The organism is Microbulbifer elongatus (assembly GCF_021165935.1).
Lineage (GTDB): Bacteria > Pseudomonadota > Gammaproteobacteria > Pseudomonadales > Cellvibrionaceae > Microbulbifer > Microbulbifer elongatus.
Genome location: NZ_CP088953.1, coordinates 871,262 through 891,818 on the forward strand (window position 1 = coordinate 871,262; position 20,557 = coordinate 891,818).

The 20,557-nt window shown below is 59.6% G+C and carries 24 protein-coding genes; 15 read left to right on the forward strand and 9 right to left on the reverse strand.

Features of this window, described 5'->3' with window-relative positions:
• The first annotated feature begins 68 nt into the window (after positions 1-68).
• From radC to LRR79_RS03595, 6 genes are all read left to right on the forward strand, one after another.
• Positions 69-743 (forward strand): RadC family protein, encoded by a 675-nt coding sequence (gene radC / locus LRR79_RS03570; protein WP_231759041.1) that lies wholly within the window; start codon positions 69-71, stop codon positions 741-743.
• Positions 744-1,151: 408 nt separating this feature from the next.
• A complete protein-coding gene (gene rpmB / locus LRR79_RS03575; protein ID WP_010132080.1) occupies positions 1,152-1,388 on the forward strand; it encodes a 50S ribosomal protein L28 in 237 nt (78 codons plus the stop codon).
• A 32-nt stretch (positions 1,389-1,420) separates the two neighbouring features.
• Entirely contained in the window at positions 1,421-1,576 is a 156-nt protein-coding gene (gene rpmG, locus LRR79_RS03580) for a 50S ribosomal protein L33 (protein WP_043319942.1), read from the forward strand.
• A 233-nt stretch (positions 1,577-1,809) separates the two neighbouring features.
• On the forward strand, positions 1,810-2,625 hold the full coding sequence (gene mutM / locus LRR79_RS03585; protein WP_231759042.1) for a bifunctional DNA-formamidopyrimidine glycosylase/DNA-(apurinic or apyrimidinic site) lyase: 816 nt from the start codon (positions 1,810-1,812) through the stop codon (positions 2,623-2,625).
• A 61-nt stretch (positions 2,626-2,686) separates the two neighbouring features.
• Positions 2,687-2,845: a DUF5993 family protein gene (locus LRR79_RS03590; protein WP_231759043.1), complete on the forward strand. Its 159-nt coding sequence runs from the start codon at positions 2,687-2,689 to the stop codon at positions 2,843-2,845.
• Between the two features lie 20 nt (positions 2,846-2,865).
• Positions 2,866-3,438, forward strand: a complete 573-nt coding sequence (locus LRR79_RS03595) for a disulfide bond formation protein B (RefSeq protein WP_231759044.1) — start codon at positions 2,866-2,868, stop codon at positions 3,436-3,438.
• Position 3,439: 1 nt separating this feature from the next.
• On the opposite strand, the gene sugE is transcribed toward LRR79_RS03595, so the two are convergent.
• From sugE to rsmD, 4 genes are all read right to left on the reverse strand, one after another.
• On the reverse strand, positions 3,440-3,766 hold the full coding sequence (gene sugE / locus LRR79_RS03600; protein WP_231759045.1) for a quaternary ammonium compound efflux SMR transporter SugE: 327 nt from the start codon (positions 3,764-3,766) through the stop codon (positions 3,440-3,442).
• 29 nt (positions 3,767-3,795) lie between these two features.
• Positions 3,796-5,556, reverse strand: coding sequence for a gamma-glutamyltransferase (gene ggt / locus LRR79_RS03605; protein WP_231759046.1), 1,761 nt, complete (start codon positions 5,554-5,556; stop codon positions 3,796-3,798).
• Between the two features lie 57 nt (positions 5,557-5,613).
• Positions 5,614-6,093 carry a pantetheine-phosphate adenylyltransferase gene (coaD, locus tag LRR79_RS03610; RefSeq protein WP_043319947.1) on the reverse strand — a complete coding sequence of 160 codons (480 nt, stop codon included), beginning with the start codon at positions 6,091-6,093 and terminating at the stop codon, positions 5,614-5,616.
• 108 nt (positions 6,094-6,201) lie between these two features.
• On the reverse strand, positions 6,202-6,786 hold the full coding sequence (gene rsmD / locus LRR79_RS03615) for a 16S rRNA (guanine(966)-N(2))-methyltransferase RsmD (protein ID WP_231759047.1): 585 nt from the start codon (positions 6,784-6,786) through the stop codon (positions 6,202-6,204).
• 430 nt (positions 6,787-7,216) lie between these two features.
• Between rsmD and ftsY the strand changes: the two genes are divergently transcribed.
• From ftsY to LRR79_RS03650, 7 genes are all read left to right on the forward strand, one after another.
• Positions 7,217-8,224 (forward strand): signal recognition particle-docking protein FtsY, encoded by a 1,008-nt coding sequence (gene ftsY, locus LRR79_RS03620; protein WP_322790444.1) that lies wholly within the window; start codon positions 7,217-7,219, stop codon positions 8,222-8,224.
• Between the two features lie 200 nt (positions 8,225-8,424).
• Complete coding sequence (gene ftsE / locus LRR79_RS03625; protein ID WP_231759049.1) at positions 8,425-9,108, forward strand: cell division ATP-binding protein FtsE; 684 nt, start codon at positions 8,425-8,427, stop codon at positions 9,106-9,108.
• Positions 9,092-10,105 carry a permease-like cell division protein FtsX gene (gene ftsX, locus LRR79_RS03630; RefSeq protein ID WP_231759050.1) on the forward strand — a complete coding sequence of 338 codons (1,014 nt, stop codon included), beginning with the start codon at positions 9,092-9,094 and terminating at the stop codon, positions 10,103-10,105. The genes ftsE and ftsX overlap by 17 nt, the downstream gene beginning before the upstream one ends.
• 307 nt (positions 10,106-10,412) lie before the next feature.
• Positions 10,413-11,267: an RNA polymerase sigma factor RpoH gene (gene rpoH / locus LRR79_RS03635; protein WP_043319951.1), complete on the forward strand. Its 855-nt coding sequence runs from the start codon at positions 10,413-10,415 to the stop codon at positions 11,265-11,267.
• Positions 11,268-11,533: 266 nt separating this feature from the next.
• Complete coding sequence (locus tag LRR79_RS03640; protein ID WP_231759051.1) at positions 11,534-11,911, forward strand: DUF423 domain-containing protein; 378 nt, start codon at positions 11,534-11,536, stop codon at positions 11,909-11,911.
• 217 nt (positions 11,912-12,128) lie between these two features.
• Complete coding sequence (gene trmB / locus LRR79_RS03645; RefSeq protein WP_231759052.1) at positions 12,129-12,866, forward strand: tRNA (guanosine(46)-N7)-methyltransferase TrmB; 738 nt, start codon at positions 12,129-12,131, stop codon at positions 12,864-12,866.
• A gap of 90 nt (positions 12,867-12,956) precedes the next feature.
• Positions 12,957-13,781, forward strand: coding sequence for an outer membrane beta-barrel protein (locus LRR79_RS03650; RefSeq protein WP_231759053.1), 825 nt, complete (start codon positions 12,957-12,959; stop codon positions 13,779-13,781).
• Positions 13,782-13,808: 27 nt separating this feature from the next.
• Here the strand turns inward: LRR79_RS03650 and LRR79_RS03655 are convergent, their stop codons facing one another.
• Complete coding sequence (locus tag LRR79_RS03655) at positions 13,809-15,728, reverse strand: ABC-F family ATP-binding cassette domain-containing protein (protein ID WP_231759054.1); 1,920 nt, start codon at positions 15,726-15,728, stop codon at positions 13,809-13,811.
• A gap of 69 nt (positions 15,729-15,797) precedes the next feature.
• Between LRR79_RS03655 and LRR79_RS03660 the strand changes: the two genes are divergently transcribed.
• Complete coding sequence (locus LRR79_RS03660; protein ID WP_231759055.1) at positions 15,798-16,349, forward strand: TIGR02444 family protein; 552 nt, start codon at positions 15,798-15,800, stop codon at positions 16,347-16,349.
• Positions 16,350-16,370: 21 nt separating this feature from the next.
• Here LRR79_RS03660 and LRR79_RS03665 read toward each other — a convergent pair whose 3' ends face one another.
• The gene (locus LRR79_RS03665) at positions 16,371-17,375 is read right to left on the reverse strand and encodes a hypothetical protein (RefSeq protein ID WP_231759056.1); all 1,005 of its coding nucleotides are present in this window, start codon (positions 17,373-17,375) and stop codon (positions 16,371-16,373) included.
• Positions 17,376-17,863: 488 nt separating this feature from the next.
• Between LRR79_RS03665 and LRR79_RS03670 the strand changes: the two genes are divergently transcribed.
• Positions 17,864-18,661 (forward strand): FKBP-type peptidyl-prolyl cis-trans isomerase, encoded by a 798-nt coding sequence (locus LRR79_RS03670; protein WP_231759057.1) that lies wholly within the window; start codon positions 17,864-17,866, stop codon positions 18,659-18,661.
• A gap of 106 nt (positions 18,662-18,767) precedes the next feature.
• On the opposite strand, the gene rsd is transcribed toward LRR79_RS03670, so the two are convergent.
• From rsd to LRR79_RS03685, 3 genes are all read right to left on the reverse strand, one after another.
• Positions 18,768-19,235, reverse strand: a complete 468-nt coding sequence (gene rsd, locus LRR79_RS03675) for a sigma D regulator (RefSeq protein WP_231759058.1) — start codon at positions 19,233-19,235, stop codon at positions 18,768-18,770.
• Positions 19,236-19,409: 174 nt separating this feature from the next.
• Positions 19,410-20,168 carry an LrgB family protein gene (locus LRR79_RS03680; protein WP_231759059.1) on the reverse strand — a complete coding sequence of 253 codons (759 nt, stop codon included), beginning with the start codon at positions 20,166-20,168 and terminating at the stop codon, positions 19,410-19,412.
• On the reverse strand, positions 20,158-20,556 hold the full coding sequence (locus LRR79_RS03685; protein ID WP_231759060.1) for a CidA/LrgA family protein: 399 nt from the start codon (positions 20,554-20,556) through the stop codon (positions 20,158-20,160). Before LRR79_RS03685 ends, LRR79_RS03680 begins: the two co-directional genes overlap by 11 nt.
• Position 20,557 lies beyond the last annotated feature (1 nt).

The window sequence follows — 20,557 nt, forward strand, 5'->3', positions numbered from 1 at the left end:
AGTCGTTGCGGGCTTGCAGGGGAAGCGAGCGTTTACTTTGACTCATAAGTTTTGCCCAGGGAGGGGATATGGCGATCACGGATTGGCCGGCGGAGGAGCGTCCGCGGGAGAAGTTGCTGGCCAAGGGTGCGGCGGCGCTGTCGGATGCGGAGCTGCTGGCGATCTTTCTGCGCACGGGGTTGCCGGGGATTTCGGCGGTGGATCTGGCGCGGCAGTTGCTGGGGGATTTCGGTGGCCTGCGGCCTTTGCTGGAGGCGGAGCGCAAGGCGTTCTGTGCTGGTAAGGGGTTGGGGGATGCGAAGTTTGTGCAGCTGCAGGCGGTGCTGGAGATGGGCCGCCGGCATCTGGCGGAGGATCTGAAGCGCTCGGATGCGCTGACCAGCCCGCAGGCGGTGCGTGATTATCTATCCGCACAATTGCGCCATCGTACCCGGGAGGTGTTCTGTTGTCTGTTTCTGGACAGTCAGCACCGGGTGATCGCCTATGAGGAGTTGTTTGAGGGTACCTTGAACGCCGCGAGTGTATATCCCCGGGAGGTGGTGCAGGCGGCACTGAGTAAGGGAGCAGCAGCGGTGATTCTCGCCCACAACCACCCGTCCGGGGTGAGTGAGCCCAGTCAGGCGGACATTCATATCACCGGGCGCCTGAAGGAGGCCCTGGCCCTGGTGGATATCCGTGTGCTGGATCATCTGATTGTCGGAGAGGGTGGTGGGTGTTCTTTTGCGGAGCGAGGGCTGATTTGAGCCCCGCTTGGGCCGGGCTTCGTAGAACCTCTCTTGGCGGCAGGGTGCCGGGTGCGGCTTTTCAGGACCGCTGTGGACCCGTCCCTGGGCGCTTCGGCGCAAACATCCTGTTTGCGACGATCCTGAAAAGCCGCCCCCGGCACCCCGCCTTCGCTTCGGCAGATGTGCTCCGTAGCGGCCGTTATTTGGGACTTTTCCGTCGGCTCTTGTGACTTCGACCCAAAATGGCCGCCCAGACAGCAAAAAAGCTGGTCAAAACTTGCCCCACCAGGGGTGTTCTGGTATAAAACGCCGCTCTTTGCGGCCGGGCCAGATTCTGTACAGATCCCGCGGTCGCGCTGGATACCGAATTTCGCATTTGCCCCGCACCTGAGCTGAGGGCACAAGAGTTTTAAAGAGGCCAATCAGATGTCCAAGGTATGTCAGGTAACCGGTAAGCGCCCGGTAACCGGAAACAACGTTTCTCACGCCAAAAACCGCACCAAGCGTCGCTTCGTGCCGAACCTGCAGTCCCACCGTTTCTGGGTGGAAGCAGAGAAGCGCTTCGTTAAACTGCGTGTTTCTACTAAAGGTATGCGCATTATCGATAAGAAAGGTATCGATACCGTACTGGCAGAGCTGCGCAAGCGCGGCGAGAAAGTTTAATTACTGCTTAATCGCAGATTGGAGACAGAACAATGCGTGACAAGATTCGCCTGAATTCCAGCGCCGGTACCGGCCACTTCTACACCACTGACAAGAACAAGCGCAACATGCCTGAGAAAATGGAGATCAAAAAATACGATCCCGTTGCTCGCAAGCACGTTATGTACAAGGAAGGCAAAATCAAGTAATTGATTGCCTTTCTGGTTCACAAAAAAGCCCGGTTTTCCGGGCTTTTTTGTGCCTGATCGAAGTGACAATCTGCAAATTGCAGGTCGTGGTGCCGGTGAAAGTTTGCGGGACCGTCTGCGGCCTGGACGGCCGCAGCCGAGCCCCCATGGATGGGTTTACGGCGTGTCCCGCAAACTTTCACCGGCACCATGACCGCCACTGGGCTTACTAGTGGCTGCCCGGAACCCATTCGATGCCCGAGTTACCAGAAGTAGAAACCACCAAGCGCGGCCTGGCCCCTCACCTGGAGGGCCGCAAGGTAAAGCTGTGTGAAATCCGCCAGCACAGCCTGCGCTGGCCGGTGGATGCGGATTTTGCGGCGAAGATTCAGGGTGCCCGAATTCAGCGCCTGGACCGCCGCGCAAAATATCTGCTGGTGGAAACCGATAAAGGCCTCGCCATCTGGCACCTGGGCATGTCCGGCAGCCTGCGGATCGTCGACGGCAAACTGCCACCGGAAAAACATGACCATATCGACTGGTTGCTCAACAGCGGTCAGCGCCTGCGCTTCCACGACCCCCGCCGCTTCGGCGCCCTGCTGTGGACAACCGAAGACATTGCCGATCATGAACTCATCGCCCACCTCGGCCCCGAGCCCCTTAGCGATGAATTCCACAGTGACTACCTGTACAGCGCGTCCCGCAACCGCAAAGCCCCGGTAAAAACCTTTATCATGGACGGACGTATCGTCGTCGGCGTCGGCAACATCTACGCATCGGAAGCCCTGTTTATGGCTGGCATCCGCCCGCAAACCCCCGCCGGCAAAATCTCCCGCCCGCGCTACGCGCGACTAGTGGAGGCCATCAAAACTGTCCTCGCCGCTGCCATCGAGCAGGGTGGCACCACCCTAAAAGACTTCGTCGGTGGCGACGGCAAGCCCGGCTACTTCGCCCAGCAACTCAATGCCTACGGCCGCGCCGGCCAGCCCTGCCCCCGCTGCCCCGGCACCATTCGCGAACAGATCATCGGCCAGCGCAACACCTTTTTCTGCCCACGCTGTCAGCGCTGATTGGGAACAGGTTTATTGTCACCCTAAATTTGAGTCTGAAATTCCAACCGGACTCAAACCCATGATTATGATGTTGCCCTTCCTCACGGCACTCATCTCCGCCTGGTTTTCATGGCGCGGGCGCCGGTGTGCCGCTATGGCCTGGTGGGGGATTACCGCGGCCATCTATGTGGCCTGGTGTGTCTACCATATGACTTCCAGCCTGAATATTTCCCTGTAGCCTTCCCGGAGACCTGTGCCGTGATTCACCACTTGCTTGGTCTGCGTCGCTGGACCGACTGCCTCAATGCCCTTGCCCTGCTGGGGATCAGCGGCGTGCTCTGGTTTGCCTTCGCTTGGCAAATCGTGCTCCACGAACTGCCCTGCCCTCTCTGTTTGTTACAGCGGGTTGGATTTGCGATGGCGGGTATTGGTTTGATGCTGAACGTCTGTTTTGGCAGTCGGCCGGCGCATTACGGCATTGCGATTCTGTCGGCCCTGGCCGGAATGGTGTCGTCCGCGCGCCAGGTCCTGCTGCACATTGCGCCGGGCGATCCGGGTTTCGGCTCACCCTTTCTCGGTCTGCATTTTTATACCTGGGCGCTGGTGGCGTTTTTTGTATTGGGACTGTTTCTGGGTGGACTGTTGCTGCTGGATCAGATGAAAGTGAAAGAGGCGGCGGATGTGTCGCGTACCCCGGGCTGGTTGGGCAAACTGGCGGTGTACAGTTTTCTCGCCATCTTGCTGGTTACCCTCCTCTCCACTCTGCTGGAGTGTGGCTTTGGTCCTTGCCCGGACGACCCCACCGAGTATCTCTGGCTGCCGGGTAAATAGGTCAGACTGCAGAGGTGAGTTTCAGTCCGGCAATCCCGGCAACAATCAATCCGATACACAACAGCCGCGGCAAGGCGGTGGACTCTGCAAACAGTACGATGCCGAGAATGGCTGTACCCACGGCACCGATACCGGTCCACACCGCGTAGCCGGTACCGACGGGAATGGTTTTCAGTGCCTGGGCGAGGAAATAAAAACTGGCGATCATGGTCACGATTGTGAGGACACTGGGCAGCGGTTTAGTGAAGCCCTGGGTGTATTTGAGGCCAATGGCCCAGCCCACTTCCAGCAGTCCGGCAATCAATAACAATAACCAGGGATTGGCCATTATCCTTTACCTCGATGGTGGTGTTTGTATCAATTTCCTACCGCGCTGCCTTCCCGCCGGGTATCGGCGCCGCCGTAGAGCTTGCCGTCTTTGATCGCGATGCCGTGAATGCCGCTGTTCAATTCTTTGCGCACGACCTTGTGGCCCATGGCTTCGAGTTTTTTCAGTTCGGTATCCGACAGTGTCTCCGGCTCCACTTCCACCCGATAACCGATCGCGCCGATGTTACCGGCGTGGATGGCTTCTGCAATGGGCATTCCTTTGCTCAAATGATAAAGAATGGTACGCGCGGTGTAATCGATAATCCGCGAACCGCCCGGGGAGCCGACGATCAGCCGCAGGCTACCGTCCTTGTTGAACACGATGGTGGGTGACATGGATGAGCGTGGGCGCTTGCCCGGCTGCACGCGGTTGGCGACCAGCTCCTTGGCGGCATTGCGCGGCACAAAGGAAAAGTCGGTGAGCTGATTATTGAGCAGGAAGCCCTTGACCAGCAGGCGCGAGCCGAAGCCGGTTTCAATGCTGGTGGTCATGCTCACTGCATTGCCGTACTGATCGACGATGGACAGGTGGCTGGTGTTGGGCATTTCCGGGGATTCGGCTTCAATACGCTTGCCAGACAGGGCACCTGGCTCGCCGGAACGCGCCGGCAGAGCTTGCTTCAGGTTGATCAGTTTCGCACGCTGGGCAAGGTAGTGCGGGGCCACCAGTTCGTCCGTGGGTACGCTTACAAAATCGCTGTCACCCAGGTAGGTATTGCGGTCGGCGAAGGCCAGTTCCGACGCTTCCACAAACAGGTGCGTCAATTCGGCGCTGCCCACTCCCAGTGGCTGCAGGGGAATATGCTGCAGCATGCCGAGAATCGCCCCTACGGTGGTGCCGCCGGATGACGGTGCCGCTGCGCCACACACTTCAAATTCAAAAAAGGTACTGCACACCGGGTTGCGCACCTTGGCCTGGTAGTCGGCCATGTCCTGCAGGGTCATCACTCCGGGGTTGATCGGGTCATTGCGCACCGCGTCGACGATGGCCTCGGCAATTTCACCCTGATAAAAGGGTCGGGCGCCCTTGTCGGCCAATAATTTGAGCGTGGCGGCATACTCGGGGTTCTTCAGAATACGGCCCACCGGCCGTGGTTTGCCGTCTTCGCCAAACAGGTATTCGCGGATCGCGGGGCGCGCGGCGACCCGTGGCAGCCGGTCTGCCAGTTGATACAGGCGGGGGGAAATGGCGAAGCCGTTTTCCGCGAGTTCGACGGCGGGGTGGAACAGGTCCTTCCATGGCAGTCTCCCATCCCGTTTGTGCGCCAGCGCCAGCATGCGCATCACGCCCGGGACGCCCACGGAATAACCGCCGATCACGGCGTCGAGAAAACCGCGGGGTTTGCCGTCGCGGATAAAGTAGTTTTCATCCACTGCCATGGGGGCGGTTTCTCGGCCGTCGTAGGAGTACAGCTTCTTGTCATCGGCGCGGTAACTCAGCATAAAGGCGCCGCCGCCGATCCCGGAGGACTGGGGTTCCACCAGCCCGAGCACCAGCTGCGCGGCAATGGCGGCATCCACCGCGGTGCCGCCATTGGCGAGTATCTGCGCCGCGGCGTCGGAGGCATGGGGGTTGGCGGTGACCGCCATAGAGGTGTCCGCCGTGGCGGCTTTGATTTCCGTGCGTCCAGTGGCAATTTCCGGCTGGACTTCCGTGGGCGCCTGCATTGCGGGCGCAGCCAGGCAGGCCGAGGTGATCAGCAATCCGGACAGGGTGGTGGAACAGGCAAGAGAGACAAAGCGTTTCACTGGGCGATCCAAAGTGATTGGAATCGCCCGAGTGTATCAGAATGGTGGCGCCGGGCCTTAGCGGCTGTATTTTTCCTGCAGGGCTTTCTGCACGCCGGGGGGGACGAACTTGGTGACATCGCCACCGAGGGAGGCGATCTCGCGCACCAGAGAGGAAGAAATATAGGAAAGGTGCTCCGCCGGTGTCAGAAACAGGCTTTCCATCTGTGGTGCCAGCTGGCGATTCATATTGGCGAGCTGGAATTCGTACTCGAAGTCGGATACCGCGCGCAGGCCGCGCACGACACCGTGGGCATCCAGTTGGCGCACCAGATCCGCGAGCAGGATATCGAAGCCGATCACTTCGATATTGTCCAGGTGGGCCAGCTCCTGCTGGGCCAGTTCCACCCGTTCTTCCATGGTGAACAGCGGGTTTTTACGGGTGCTGGCGGCAACGGCAACCACCACGTGATCAAACAGGCGGCAGGCCCGCTCCACAAGGTCCATATGACCATTGGTGATGGGGTCAAAGGTACCCGGGTAAACCACTTTTTTCATAAGCCAATTCGCCTTGCCGGCCAGAAGGGACGCGCATCTTAAACAATTTAGCCCCCGCTCTCAAAAAGTCCGTGGAAAAAGCGTCAAACTCGAGTGAATGTTCGGGATTCACGCCCTAAATAGCCGCATGCAGACCTGTCCGGCCTGCTTTTCCTTTTCCAGCTGCCAGCTGGCGGGCACGGTGATTTGAATATTACGGGGGGATTCCACGTAGATCAGGGTGTCTTCGCCGACACAGCCGGCTTCCATCAGGCCCGCCAGTGCGGTTGTCCACAGGTCATTGGCAAAGGGTGGGTCGACAAAGATCACATCAAAGGGGGCTGCGGGCTGGCTCAGAAACACTTCCGCGGGGCAGTTGTGCACCTGGGCGCCCTCGGCTTCCAATACATCCAGCTGCTGCCGGAGTATCTGTGCGGCGCCCCGATTCAGCTCCACGAAGTCGACCTGTGCAGCGCCACGGCTCAGGGCTTCCAGGCCCAGGGCGCCGGAGCCGGCAAACAGGTCCAGGCAGCGGGCCCCGGGCAGGTGAAACTGCAGCCAGTTGAACAGCGTCTCGCGCAACCGGTCGCCGGTGGGACGCAACCCTTCAATGGGGGCGAAGGCGACTTTACGCCCGCGCCAGCGGCCGCCGATGATGCGCAATTGGGATACGGGGGGCGAGGCCGGGGAACTGGGGCGGCGGTTTCTGGGCATTGGCGGTCCGGCAAAAGGGTTACGGCGGCAAATAAAGGCGGGCCACTGTGTGCTAAACAGTCAGCGGTGCTAAGATTAGCGCCTTTCCAGGGCCGGCTGCCAGCCGGTATTTGCCAGTCACCCTTTTCCTTCGAAGAATCCACACCTGATGATTTTTGATTTTCTGCGCAAAAAGAAGCCCGAGGACCAGACCGCCGAGGAGTCCTCCCCCTCGACGGAGGCCCAGAACCCGCTTGTAGAGACGGCGGACGAGGTCGAGTTTGAGATTCCGGAGAACCTGAAGGCTGACCCGTCGTCGGAGACCGCGACAGCAGAAATCCCGCCAGCGGCGGACGCGGGGGGGACCCTTTCTGCGGAGGAAGCACCGGAATCCGGGTTCGACCCGGTGGCCGAGGTTCAGCCGCCGCAGGCTCCTGAAGCGCCCGCTGATATTGAGGCGCCGGCCGCTGCTGCCGAGACGGAAGCCCCGGCGCCAGCCACGCCGGCGAAAGAGCAGGAGAAGCCAAAGAAAGAAGGTTTCTTTGCTCGCATCCGTCGCGGTCTGTCCCGCACCAGCAGTCAGTTTGCCGAGGGTATGGGCAATCTGTTCCTGGGTGCCAAGGAGATCGATGAAGATCTGATGGAGGAGCTGGAGACCCAGCTGCTGATGGCGGATGTGGGCCTGGATGCGACCACGGAGATTATCGATCGCCTGACCGAGCGGGTTTCCCGCCGCGAGCTGTCCAATGGTGAGGCGTTGTACAAGGCGTTGCAGGAGGAGCTGGCGGGCTTGCTCAATAAAGTGGAGGCGCCGCTGGCCATTGATCAGGCGAAGCAGCCGTTTGTGATTCTGGTGGTGGGCGTGAATGGTGTGGGCAAGACCACGACCATTGGCAAGCTGGCGCATCGCTATCTGAACGAGGGCAAGTCGGTGATGTTGGCGGCGGGGGATACGTTCCGCGCGGCGGCGGTGGAGCAGCTGCAGGTGTGGGGAAGCCGTCACAATGTGCCGGTGGTGGCCCAGCATACGGGGGCCGATAGCGCCTCTGTCATCTTTGATGCGATACAGTCTGCCCAGTCCCGGGGTGTGGATGTGGTGATTGCGGATACGGCGGGCCGCCTGCACAACAAGTCCAATCTGATGGAGGAGTTGTCGAAGGTGCGCCGGGTGATGGGCAAGCTGGACAGTTCTGCTCCCCATGAGGTGTTGCTGGTGCTGGATGCGGGCACCGGGCAGAACGCGTTGTCCCAGGCGGAGACCTTCAAGGATTCGGCGGGGGTTTCCGGTCTGGTGCTGACGAAGCTCGATGGTACGGCCAAGGGCGGGGTGATTTTCGCGCTGGCGCAGAAGCTGGGGATTCCGGTACGCTTTATTGGCGTCGGGGAGCAGGCAGAGGATTTGCAGCCGTTTGTAGCCAAGGACTTTGTGGCGGCGCTGTTTAATCGCGCTCAGGGGTGATAACTCCGAGATAACTTTGGTGGCGGCGCTGCTACCGGGTACGGCCTTGTGAGACACGCCGTGAACCCATCCCTGGGGGCTCTTCCGCGAGGTCCCTCTCGCGGAAGGTCTCACAAGGCCGTACCCGGTATCAGCGCCTTCGCATTGGGCTAATGTAGTTCTTTTCGCGCCCTCGAAACTAAAACAACAAAAACGCGCTCATGATCCAGTTTGATAACGTCAATAAACGCTACGAGTCCGGCCAGGATGCCCTGGGGCGTGTCAGTCTGGAAATCGATCGCGCTGAGATGGTGTTTCTCACCGGTCATTCTGGCGCCGGTAAAAGTACCCTGCTGAAACTGCTTACTGCCATCGAGCGCCCTACCCGCGGCAGCATCATCGTTGGCGGCCAGAATCTGAATCGGCTGCGTAACGGCCAGATCCCCTACTACCGTCGCAATCTCGGCATCGTGTTCCAGAATCACCAGTTGCTATTCGATCGCACCGTGTTCGATAACGTGGCGCTGCCGCTTTCCGTGTCTGGCTGCAGTAAGCGTGAGGTGGGCCGGCGGGTGCGGGCGGCGTTGGATAAGGTGGGGTTGCTGCACAAGGAGAAGCAGAATCCGATTGTGCTCTCCGGTGGTGAGCAGCAGCGGGTGGGGATTGCGCGGGCGGTGGTTAACAAGCCGGCGCTGCTGGTGGCGGATGAGCCGACCGGTAACCTGGACCCGAAGCTCTCCGAGGAGATCATGAATCTGTTTCGGCAGTTCAATGCGGTGGGTACCACGGTGTTGATTGCGAGCCACGATCTCGAGCTGATTGCGCGGATGCGCCAGCGGGTGCTGACCCTGCAGCAGGGCCAATTGATCTACGACGGATACCCGAGCCGTGAACCAGCGTATTAAGTCTACTTCTGCCAGAACTTCCCCCCAGGCCCCCGAGCGCGCCCGCTCCACCGGCGCGGTGACCGCGCGTACCGGAATGGGTGATCGCTTCAGCAGCTGGCTGGATCACCACCGGGAGATGTGGCGGGAGTCCTGGGTACGTTTTTTTGCCTCGCCCATGTCCAGTGGTATGACCGCGCTGGTGATCGCCATTGCGCTGGCGCTGCCGGCGGCATTGCAGTTGGGGCTTACCAACTTTCAGAAGGCGGTGGCTGGTTGGGACGGGCAGCCGCAGATTTCGGTGTTCCTGCACAAGCGCGCCAAGCAGAGTGCGGTCACGTCCTTTGCGGACGATCTGCGCGGTGATCCACTGGTGGCGCAGGTGACGTACATTTCTCCGGAGCAGGCGCTGGCGGAATTTCAGCAGGCGTCCGGGCTCGGGGATGCGCTGCTGGGAATGGACAGCAACCCGTTGCCGGCGGTGTTGCTGGTGCGCCCACGGGGTTCCGACAGTGCTGCGCTGGAGTCTCTGGCCGAGCGCCTGCGCGAGAGTGCGCTGACCGACTCCGTGGTGCTGGATATGGCCTGGGTGCAACGGCTGGCGAACCTGACCGAGCTGGGCCGCCGTATGAGCCTGGGGCTGGCATTTCTGCTGGCGTTGGGGGTGCTACTGGTGGTGGTGAACAGCATCCGCCTGCACATCGAAAATCGCCGGGACGAGATTCTGGTGGTGAAGCTGGTGGGTGCGACGGACGCATTTGTGCGCCGACCCTTCCTGTATACCGGGCTGGTGTACGGCCTGGTGGGCGGGCTGATCGCCTGGCTGCTGGTGAGTCTCGGGGTCTGGCTGCTGGCGGGGCCGGTGAGCGGGCTGGCGAATCTCTACGGTAGCGGCTTCCGCCTCGACGGGCCGGGTTTCACTTACTTGATTGGGCTCGCCGGTGGTGCAGCCCTGTTGGGCCTGACCGGCGCCTGGCTGGCGGTGGCGCGACATATTTCGGCGATTCAACCGCGTTGACCACCCGGTCAGTCAAGAATCGTAAAGCGTGGAACTTCGCCTGTGGATAACCGCTCTAATCCACCGGAAAACAAGGGCTGGCGCGGTTTGCCGGCCCCCCGCACACGGGCTTCCATTTCCTGTTGCGGGTGCTACACTGTGGCCAACTTTGCGCTCCCGGTGCCGCTTAAAAACTGATCACTGTTGATTCGAACGTGGTCGGTTCAGGGCCGAAAGCGCAAGCCGCCGCAAACTACTGGTCCCGGTATGAATGAGTCCGGGCAGCAAGTGCCAAGCGGGGCAACCTGAGTTACGAGGAGAATCCTGAATGGGAACCAGTTTACAGCCGATTCATACACTGTCGCCGGGCGCTAACCTGAACGCCTACATCCAGACGGTCAGCGGCTTTGAGGTACTCTCCGCCGAGGAAGAAAAGAAGCTCGCGGAAGATCTCTATTACCACCAGAACCTCGAAGCGGCTCGCCAGCTGGTGATGTCGCACCTGCGCTTTGTGGTGCATATTGCCAAATCCTACTCCGGCTACGGTCTGAACCAGGGCGACCTGATTCAGGAAGGGAACGTGGGCCTGATGAAGGCGGTGAAACGCTTCAATCCGGAAAAGGGTGTGCGTCTGGTGTCCTTTGCGGTGCACTGGATCAAGGCGGAGATTCACGAGTTCATCCTGCGCAACTGGCGTATCGTCAAGATCGCGACCACCAAGGCGCAGCGCAAGCTGTTCTTCAACCTGCGTGGCCAGAAGAAGAAACTGGCGTGGCTGACCAACGATGAAGCCAAGCGCGTTGCCGCTGAGCTGAATGTGGATGTGCAGCACGTACACGATATGGAAGGTCGCTTGGCGGCCCACGATGCGGCCTTCGATGCCGGCGTGGACGACGACGAAGATTCCGCCTGGCAGGCGCCAGCCCACTACCTGGAAGACCGCCGTTACGATCCGGCCACCATGCTGGAAAACGATAACTGGCAGGAAACCAGCGTAAACAACCTGACTGCCGCGATGGAGCAGCTGGATGACCGCAGCCGCGACATTATCGAGGCGCGCTGGTTGAGCGAGTCCAAGGCGACCTTGCACGAGCTGGCGGACAAATACGGTGTTTCCGCTGAGCGTATTCGCCAGCTTGAGAAAAACGCCATGAAAAAAGTCCGGGTGGCGATGGAGGCCTGACAGCCTTCTCACTGACCGGATTCAAGAACCGCGCTACTGGCGCGGTTTTTTCGTATGGGGGCTTTGTTCGGGGTTAGTGGGATTCGCTTTGAAGCTGGTCTGGTGGCGGTGAGGCACCGGGTATCTGTTTTCGGAACCACTGTGAACCCATCCCTGGGCGTTGCGGCGCAAACTTCCTGTTTGCGACGCTTCCGAAAACAGATCCCCGGTACCTCCCCTTCAATTTTGACTGCTGTTCTTCGTAAGCCAGAACGAAAGGAATAACGATGGCTAAATTGTATTTATTGCTCGCCGCATTTTTTGGTGGCACCGGTGTGGTTCTAGGTGCGTTTGGGGCCCATGGCCTGCGCGACAAAGTCGCGGAAAACTTGTTGGAAGCCTATAAAATCGGTGTGCACTACCAAATGATTCACGCCCTGGCCCTGATCGCCGTGGCGGTATTGATTCATCAGATCGGCGCAAAAACCTCGCTGATTGCAAGTGGTGCCCTTTTTGCTATCGGCATCCTGTTTTTCTCCGGGAGTCTGTACGGCCTGACTTTCGGCGGTCCCAGAATTTTGGGTCCCATCACCCCACTGGGTGGAACCCTGCTGATCGGCGGCTGGATAGCACTGTTTATCGCCGCACTGAATTACGGCAAATAATCGCCAACAGAAGTTGGTAAGAACTCAGAAATACGACTTGAAGGCTAAGCACCGGGTATAAGTTTTCAGAAGCGTCGGCGACAGGACGTCGCCGCCGCAACGCCCATGGATGGGTTCACAGTGGTTCTGAAAACTTATACCCGGTGCTTGGCCGCCACAGAAAGAGCTACGTAGCACCCAAGAACAGTGCTCCGGGCCAAGAGGTAACAGAGCCAAGATGCAAGAAGAACCCAACAACGAACCAAGTAACGAGGAAGAAGACTTCCCCTACCGCACCGAATTCAAAAAGAAATCCATCCGCAGCTACGTCATTCGTGGCGGGCGTATGACCGAAGGTCAGCGCAAGGCGTTTGATAATTACTGGGGCCCGTTCGGCCTGTCTCTGTACGACGGCCCGATCGACCCGACAGAAATCTTCGGCCGCGAAGCACCGGTCGTGCTGGAAATCGGATTCGGCATGGGCGACTCCCTGCTGGAAATGAGCGAAGCCGAAACCGACAAAAATTTCATCGGCATCGAAGTCCACCCGCCCGGTGTCGGTCGCCTGATCAATAACGCCGGCAAAGCCGAAGTCAAAAACCTGCGGGTGTATATGGCCGACGCCATCGACGTGCTCCACGACTGCATTCCCGACGCCAGCCTCGACCGCTTCCAGCTGTATTTCCCTGACCCCTGGCACAAAAAGAAGCACAACAAGCGCCGCATCGTGCAGCCCGAGTTTGTAAAACTCCTGTGCAGCAAACTGAAACCCGGCGGCCTCATGCACATGGCCACTGACTGGGAAAACTACGCCGAGCAGATGCTCGAAGTGCTCGAAGCGGAAGAGTTGCTGGAAAATACCGCAGGCAAAGGCAACTACGCCCCGCGCCCCAACTTCAGGCCGCAAACCAAATTCGAGCGTCGCGGCGAACGGCTGGGCCACGGCGTTTGGGACCTGCTCTACAAAAGGCAATAAGCCGACAGACACCGCGGGTCAGATAGGAAATAACTCCCGGCCCGCTGTGCTATCTTCTGTCTACCGGTAAATGGATGCTCCGGAGCAACAATGACAACAAGCCCCACCCTCGTCTCAAATCAAATGCGCGCCTTACTACTGGGCGGTGCACTGCTCCTGCTGAGCGGACCGACCCTGGCCGATCAGGAAGGCACACTCAATCTGTATCTTAACGCCGGACAGTACTGGTTTGACGACCAGCGCCTCGATGGCACGCCTTACTTCGGATTTGAGCTGGACGACAGCACCGGGGGTGGTATCGGCTTCGGCTACAACATTACCGACCGCTGGGCCATCGAAGGCGTGTACGATTATTTCAGCGTCAATGTCCGTGACACCCGCGAAGACGTTGGCGTGCAGAATTATCACCTCGACCTCATGTACCAGTTTGCCGGCCAGTTCTGTGGCAATTTCGACTGGCAGCCTTACGTAGTACTGGGCGCCGGTGAGCTGCGTATCGATGAGGACACCTACGGGTACCCGGACGACTGGCACCAGCGTCAGACGATGGTCAACTTTGGCGCCGGTGTGAAATACCAGTTTCTACCCCGGTGGCAGATGCGGGGCGATGTGCGCGGGTTTCAGGGCGTTGAAGAAGGCGGGCTGGACAGCTTTGTGAGTTTTGCCATCGGTTACCAATGGCAAGATGAAATAGCGCCGCGGGACTGGGATGGAGACGGCATATACAGCAATCTGGATGAGTGCCCGCAGACGCCACCGGGGATCGATGTAGATGCCCGTGGCTGCCCCATCGACAGCGACGGCGACGGGGTGCCGGACTATCTGGACCAGTGCCCGGGTACTCCCATGGGGGCGGCGGTCAATTTCGACGGCTGCCAGCGGGAAGCCTACGATCCCAACGACTTCTCCAAATAAAATCTTAAATGCCCGTCGGGAGATGATTCACTCTCCCGCCCGGGCCGCCTCCAACGCCTCGGAAATTTCCAGCCATTCCATTTCCAGCGTCTCCAGAGACTCTTTCGCCTCCCCCTGAGCCCTGGTCAGGCGAGTGATTTCGTCCTGTTGACCACCGCTGTAAAGGCCTTCGTCGGCCAGCTTCTCCTCAAGGGACTGCACCTCCTTTTCCGCCTTCGCCATCTTCTGTTCAATACTTTTGAGCTTATTGGTCAGCGGCTTCAGCTGCTCGCGCAGTGCCGCGGCGGCCCGGCGCTGGGCCCTTTTGTCTTCTACGGGTTTTGCGGCGGTACCGGTGTTGGCCGGTTCACTGCCGCTCTGGCGTTTTTCTTCGCGCTTGAACGCCAGTAGCCACTGTTTGTAGTCGTCCAGGTCTCCATCAAATGGTTCCGCACGCCCCTCGGCCACCAGAATGAATTCGTCGGTGGTATTTGCCAGCAGATGGCGATCGTGAGATACCAGAATCACCGCGCCGGGAAATTCGGCTAGTGCCAGGGTGAGCGCGTGGCGCATCTCCAGGTCCAGGTGGTTGGTGGGCTCGTCCAGCAGCAGCAGGTTGGGTTTCTGCCAGGCCAGCAGTGCCAGTGCCACCCGTGCCTTTTCACCGCCGGAGAAGCCGCCCACCGGCTCGAACACGCGATCGCCAATAAACCCGTAGCCGCCGAGGAAATCCCGCAGCTCCTGCTCACTGGCGGTGGGTGACAGGCGCTGCACATGCAGCAGAGGGGAAGCCTTTGAATCCAGCGCCTCCAGCTGATGCTGGGCGAAGTAACCGATCTTCAGGTGCTCGCCACACTGGCGTTCGCCCTGAAGCAGGGGTATCTCCCCGGCGAGGGTCTTGATCAGAGACGACTTGCCCGCGCCATTCGGCCCGAGCAGCCCGATACGCCGGCCCGGCTGAACGCCCATTTCCACCCGTGGCAGAATGGTCTTGCCGGGGTAGCCGATCTCCGCTTCACGCAGATCGATCAGCGGGTTAGAGACCTTGTCTGACGACGGCAGACGAAAGCGGAACGGAGAGTCCACGTGTGCCGGGGCAATCTCGGCCATTCGATCCAGTGCTTTCAGGCGACTCTGGGCCTGCTTGGCCTTGGTGGCTTTTGCGCGAAAGCGCCGCACAAAATCTTCCATATGTGCACGCTGCGCCTGCTGCTTCTCGTACTGCACCTGTTGCTGGGCAAGGCGCTCGGCTCGGGCCCGCTCAAACGCGGTGTAGTTACCGCTGTAGAGCACCAGGTCCTGGTGTTCGAAGCTGACAATGCCATCGACCACCGCATCGAGAAAATCCCGGTCGTGGGAAATGATCAGCAGGGTCCCCGGGAAGCGCTGCAGCCACTGCTCCAGCCATAGAGTCGCGTCCAGATCCAGGTGGTTGGTGGGTTCGTCCAGTAGCAGCAGATCCGCCGGGCACATCAGTGCCCGCGCCAGGTTCAGGCGAATGCGCCAGCCACCGGAAAAGCTTTTCACCGGGCGCTGCTGGTCGGCGTGGGAAAAACCCAGGCCGTCGAGCAACTGCGCTGCACGGGCAGGACCGCTGTAACCATCGATCGCCGCCATGCGCTCGTGCAGTTCCGCGATGCGTTTGCCGTCGCTGCCATCGGCCTCGGCGGCATCCAGCTGTCCCTGCAGTTCCCGCAGGCGGTGGTCGCCATCCAGGGCGTAGTCCAGCGCGCTGCGCTCGCTGGCGGTTACCTCCTGAGCCATATGGGCAATTTCCCAGCCGGAGGGCACCTCGACGCTGCCCGCGTCGCTGTCCTGCTTCTTCAGCAACATTTTGAACAGGGTGGATTTGCCACAGCCGTTTGCGCCGATGACGCCTACCTTGTGGCCCGGGAAAATACGACAGCTGGCGTCGTTGAGCAGATCGCGCCCGCCCACCTGCAGCGATACGCCTTGCAGATTTATCAATGGAAACCTCTTTGAATTCGCCTGAATTTGACTAGGCTATCGGCTATAACAAACCGCCGGGATTCTATCGTGACAGAAACCGCACAGCCATCACCGCCGCCCTGCCCTCTGCAGAACCCTCTGTGGCAGTTCAGCCTGGAATTCTATCAACAGCCCTCGGTGGCCGAGTTCCTGCTCGACTGTCAGGACAGCAAGGGCGCGGATGTGTGCCTGTTGTTGTGGGCCAGCTATACCAGCGCCTGTGGCCGTCAGCTCAGTGATGAGAGTTGGCTTGTGGCGGATCGCGGACTGGCGCCGCGGCGGCGCATGATCAACAGTGTGCGCAATATGCGTCGTCTGCTGGGGCGGTTAGACAAGCAAAACCGGGTGTATCAATGGTGTAAACGCTGCGAGATTCGAATGGAGCAGCGGCAACTGGCGGCGCTTTGGAAGCTGAATGGCGAGAGTTGGCCGGAAACCCGCTCACCCCTGGCCCTGGCGGGTGAACAGTACGGGTTGATGCAAAAAGATCAGGCCCGCTGGGCGGGCCTGATCGATGCTTACAGTGCAGCCGGCACGAGTGGGGACGACGAGACTCGCCGGGATCTCCGCAGGGGCGGTATTCCCGGTGTGACACTTTGAATCCCCGCTAGGCGTGCCTGCTCAGTGTTTGTGTTTATGCTCTTCCGGCCCGTAGTGCGGGTTTTCCTCGGTGGCAAACAGGCTGTTTGGCGGCGTCGTCGGAGTAATGCTCGGGGTCACCGGATTGGCCGCCGCGGTGCTGGATTCGGGCACCAGAGGCTTGGGCTCTGAGGTTTTACCCATGACCGGCGCCGGGCTCTCAGTAGCGGGGGTGGTCGCTGGCATTGCCTGAGTCGCCGGTTGCGCCGCGGGCTTGTCTGGCGCAGCGCCGTTGGATTTCTGCTCGGTCTTGGTTTCAGGCTTCTTGTCGGCAGCTGGCTTCGCTGCTTTTTGGGGGGCCGCTTTCGGAGTGGCTGCCTTTTTCACGTCCGCCTTGGTCGATTTCGGTGCGGTTTTTTTCGCTGTCGCCTTCTTGGGAGCGCTCTTAGCAGCGGTGGCCTTTTTGGCCGGTGCTTTCTTTTCAGCGGTCTTGCTGGTTACGGTTTTCTTGGCGGCGGCCTTTTTCGGCGCGGCCTTTTTGCTGGTCGCTTTCTTGGCGGAGGCCTTTTTAGCAGCAGGTTTCTTGGCGCTGGCTTTCTTTTCTGCCGCTGGCTTGGCGGCAGCCGATTTCTTAGCGGCCTTCTTTTTCTTTGGTTTGTTGGCTGCCATTACCTTCTTGGCCGCAGCCTCGCCAGCCTTCTTCACGGTTTTTGCCGTCTTCTCTGCCAGCTTGGCTGCAGAAGCCACGGCCTTAGAGTCCGCCACGGCCTGGGCCGCGTCTTTGGCAACCTTTTCAACCTTGGCCAGAGCGGCGTTTGCCGTATCTACTTTTTTCTTGGCTGAAGTTTTGGCGGCTGGGGTTTTGGCTTTGCTGCTGGCTGCGCGTGCAGTAGCGAGTTTGGCCTTGGCTTTCTTCACTTGCGCCTGCGCCTTGGTGGCTTCCTTGGTCGCTTTAGCCAGGGCTTTGTCGGCATCGGCCGCTTCCTTGGCCCTTGCTTTCTCGAGTTGGGTGGTAATCTTGGCGATCTGTTTTTCCAGATCGTCCACGGAAACAGCGGCTTTGCGTTTGGCGGCCATGGTTCAAAATCCTGCGGTTGAAACGGGTTGGGTAAATGCTCTTGAGAGAAACCCCGATGCTTCTAGTTTATTGATAGCAGAACCACCTCTCTGCCTGTGAAAAAAATCGGGGTTGAACGCTGATAATAGCGCTGTTATTTCGGAAGTGCATCCCTGCCGCCAGCGGAATCCCTGTGTAATTTGTAGCGAGAAATTGCCCAGCTGAATTTGCGCGGGGTGATTGTCAGGAAATTGAAACAACAGCGCTGTGCTGTGGTCCTAGTGGGAATCCCCGCACAAGCCTCACAGCCAGTGTGCAGCCTGTAACTGCATGGGTTAGACTTGACTGTCGCTGGACCCGCTTGCGGTACTGTGATCTGACGCACAATGTGCGCCAGCATCAGGGTGTACAACAGCAGAGAAGGGTGGAACCCTACTCGTACAAATAAATGCTTCACGGAAATTAAGAGACAATTCTCATGAATAAAACTTCTTTGGCTGCTGCGATTGCTCTGGGTATTGCACTGGTCGGCTGTAACAAGGAGGAGTCTGCGGGCTCCGCAGATATCAAGCTGGAATCCCAGGAGCAGAAAGTCAGCTATATCATTGCCGAAGATATGGCCAATCGCCTGAAAAGCCAGGAAGTTGCTCTGGACCCGAAAATCGTTGCCATGGCGCTGGAAGATGTGGCCAGCGGGCGCGAGTCCCGCCTGAGCGATGAAGAAAAGCAGCAGGTTATCCAGGTATTCCAGGAAAATATGCAGGCCAAGCAGAAAGAGCTGATGGCCAAGCAGGAAGAGGAATTCAAAGCCTCTGCAGATAAGAACCTGGAGGAAGGTAAGAAATTCCTCGAAGAAAACGCCAAGAAAGAAGGCGTGCAGACCACCGACTCCGGCCTGCAGTACAAGATCATTACCGAAGGCAGTGGCCCCAGCCCCAGTGAATCCAGTGTGGTGGAGGTCGACTATAAGGGAACCCTGATCGACGGAACCGAGTTCGACAGCTCCTACAAAAACGGTAAGCCGGTTCAGTTCCCGGTGAAAGGCGTGATCAAAGGCTGGACCGAAGCCCTGCAGCTGATGAAAGAAGGCGCCAAGTGGGAGCTCTACATTCCCTCTGATCTCGCCTACGGTCCGGGCGGTGCGGGTGGCATCATTGGCCCTAACTCCACGCTGGTGTTTGAAGTGGAACTGCATAAAGCCAATGTGGGTGGCGACGAAGGTGCGGCCGAAGAAGAAGCGGTCGAGGAAAGTGGAGAAGATCAGGCCACCGAGTGACCGGTAGCGGATCGACAATCTCACGCAGTGCTGCGGTTTTCCGCAGCCATCAAAAAAGGGGCTTGCAGCCCCTTTTTTGTGGAATACGCTTTCAGTCCTGGTCGTTTCAGGCCAGCTGATTCTTGTGTGCGGTATGCAGTGTGTCGATCATGCGGTCTTCCGCGGCGAAGCGGGTTTCCAGGGCCACACCCAGCTCCGAAAGGTCTTTCACCAGGGTGGTGAGGTCGTCGGTTTCCAGATACTTGTCGTTGAAGTCCACGGCTACATCGGTAGTGCCGTCAATTTCCCGGTACAGGGTCTTGGCCTGTTGCAGACCTTCGGTATCACCAAACGCCTGGCCTTCCTGAATCAGCTGGTCGTATACCTCAAAGTGACCGGCGGAGACATAGTCCACCAGTTGCTGGCACAGGGTGCGCACACTCGCTTCTGCCTCTCGGTCGCCGTCGGCAAATTCCTTGTGCTCTGACAGCTGGCAAAAGCTTACCAGTAGCGCCTGGCGAGATTGCAGCCAGCGGTCGATGATCTGGCTGACGCCGCCCCAACGCTCTTGCGCGTTTTTACAGTTCTCCAACATCTCCAAGTTTCCTTTTGTGACTTCTACAACTGTATTCGGGAGCGCCTGAGCAAGTGCACGCTGAGGCCATGGGGACTTGATGAGACGCTCCCTTAGGAATGTAGAAGCTTCTGCCGCCGCGGGCAAGGTCAGCGGCAGAAAATAACCGGGAACGGGAAACAGGTCAGGTTTACGTCAGGGCGTGACCAATAACGGAAGGAGCAATGCGGTCAGTGCGCCGCACAGCCCCATGGCCAGAGCAGAAAAGGCCCCACACAGAGCGCTGATCTCCAGCGCACGCACGGTACCGATGGCGTGGGCGTTGACACCCAGGGTGAAGCCGGTGATCCGGTCGTCGAAGACTCCCAGCAACTGCAACAGACCCGGGCCGCATACCGCGCCCACAATACCAGTAAAGGCCACCACGCCCGCGGCGAGGCTCTGGATGCCGTGCATCTGTTCGGTGAGCGCCAGGGCAACCGGGGTGGTGACGGATTTGGTGGTCAGGGCGATCAGTACCGTGGCGCTGCCATTGAGCAGCAGCGCGATCAGTACCGCCACCAGCGGCGCCAGTATCGCGCCCACCGCGAGGCCCAGCATCAGTGGCCAGCCCACGCGCCGTACCATTGTCAGGTTCTGTTTGAGGGGGATCGCCAGGGCGACCACGGCGGGCCCCAAGAGCAGGTACAGCAGGCCGCTGCCGCGCTGGTAACCGGCAAAGTCCACACCCAGAAGCAGCAGGCCCGCAAACACCAGCAGACTGCCCCCCACTACCGGGTGCAGTATCGGTGATCCGACGCGGCGGTAGATCTTCAGCGCCAGCCAGAAGCCGAGGATATTGAGCGGCAGTATGACCAGCGGGTGGGTGGTGGAAAGCGGCTGCGCAATGTCCGCGGCCACCTGCTGGACCTGCGCGAGCCATTCCTGCAGTGGTGCGAATGCGTTACTGGCCATGGTCGGCACTGCCCCCGCCTCGCCCGCTGCGCCGGATCAGGTAGTTCAGCAGCAGTCCGGTCAGCGCGATACTGATCAGGGTACCCACCACCATGGCGGCAATCAGTGCAAACCAGTCGCCGCGGGACAGGTCACGCAGATAGTAAATGCCCACAGTGGCAGGCAGAAAGATCAGCACCAATACGCGCAGTATCTGTTCGCCCACCAGCCCGAGCCCGCTGGGTACGCGGCCGTAGAGCATCATCGCCAGCAACAGCAGGAGCATGCCCATTACCGGGCCGGGTATGGGCAGCGAAAGCGCGGCAACGAGAAGGCGGCCGGCCAGGTCAAAGGTCAGCAACAGGCTGGCCCCCAGCAGCCAGCGCGGCAGTGCGCGCAGAAACGGCATG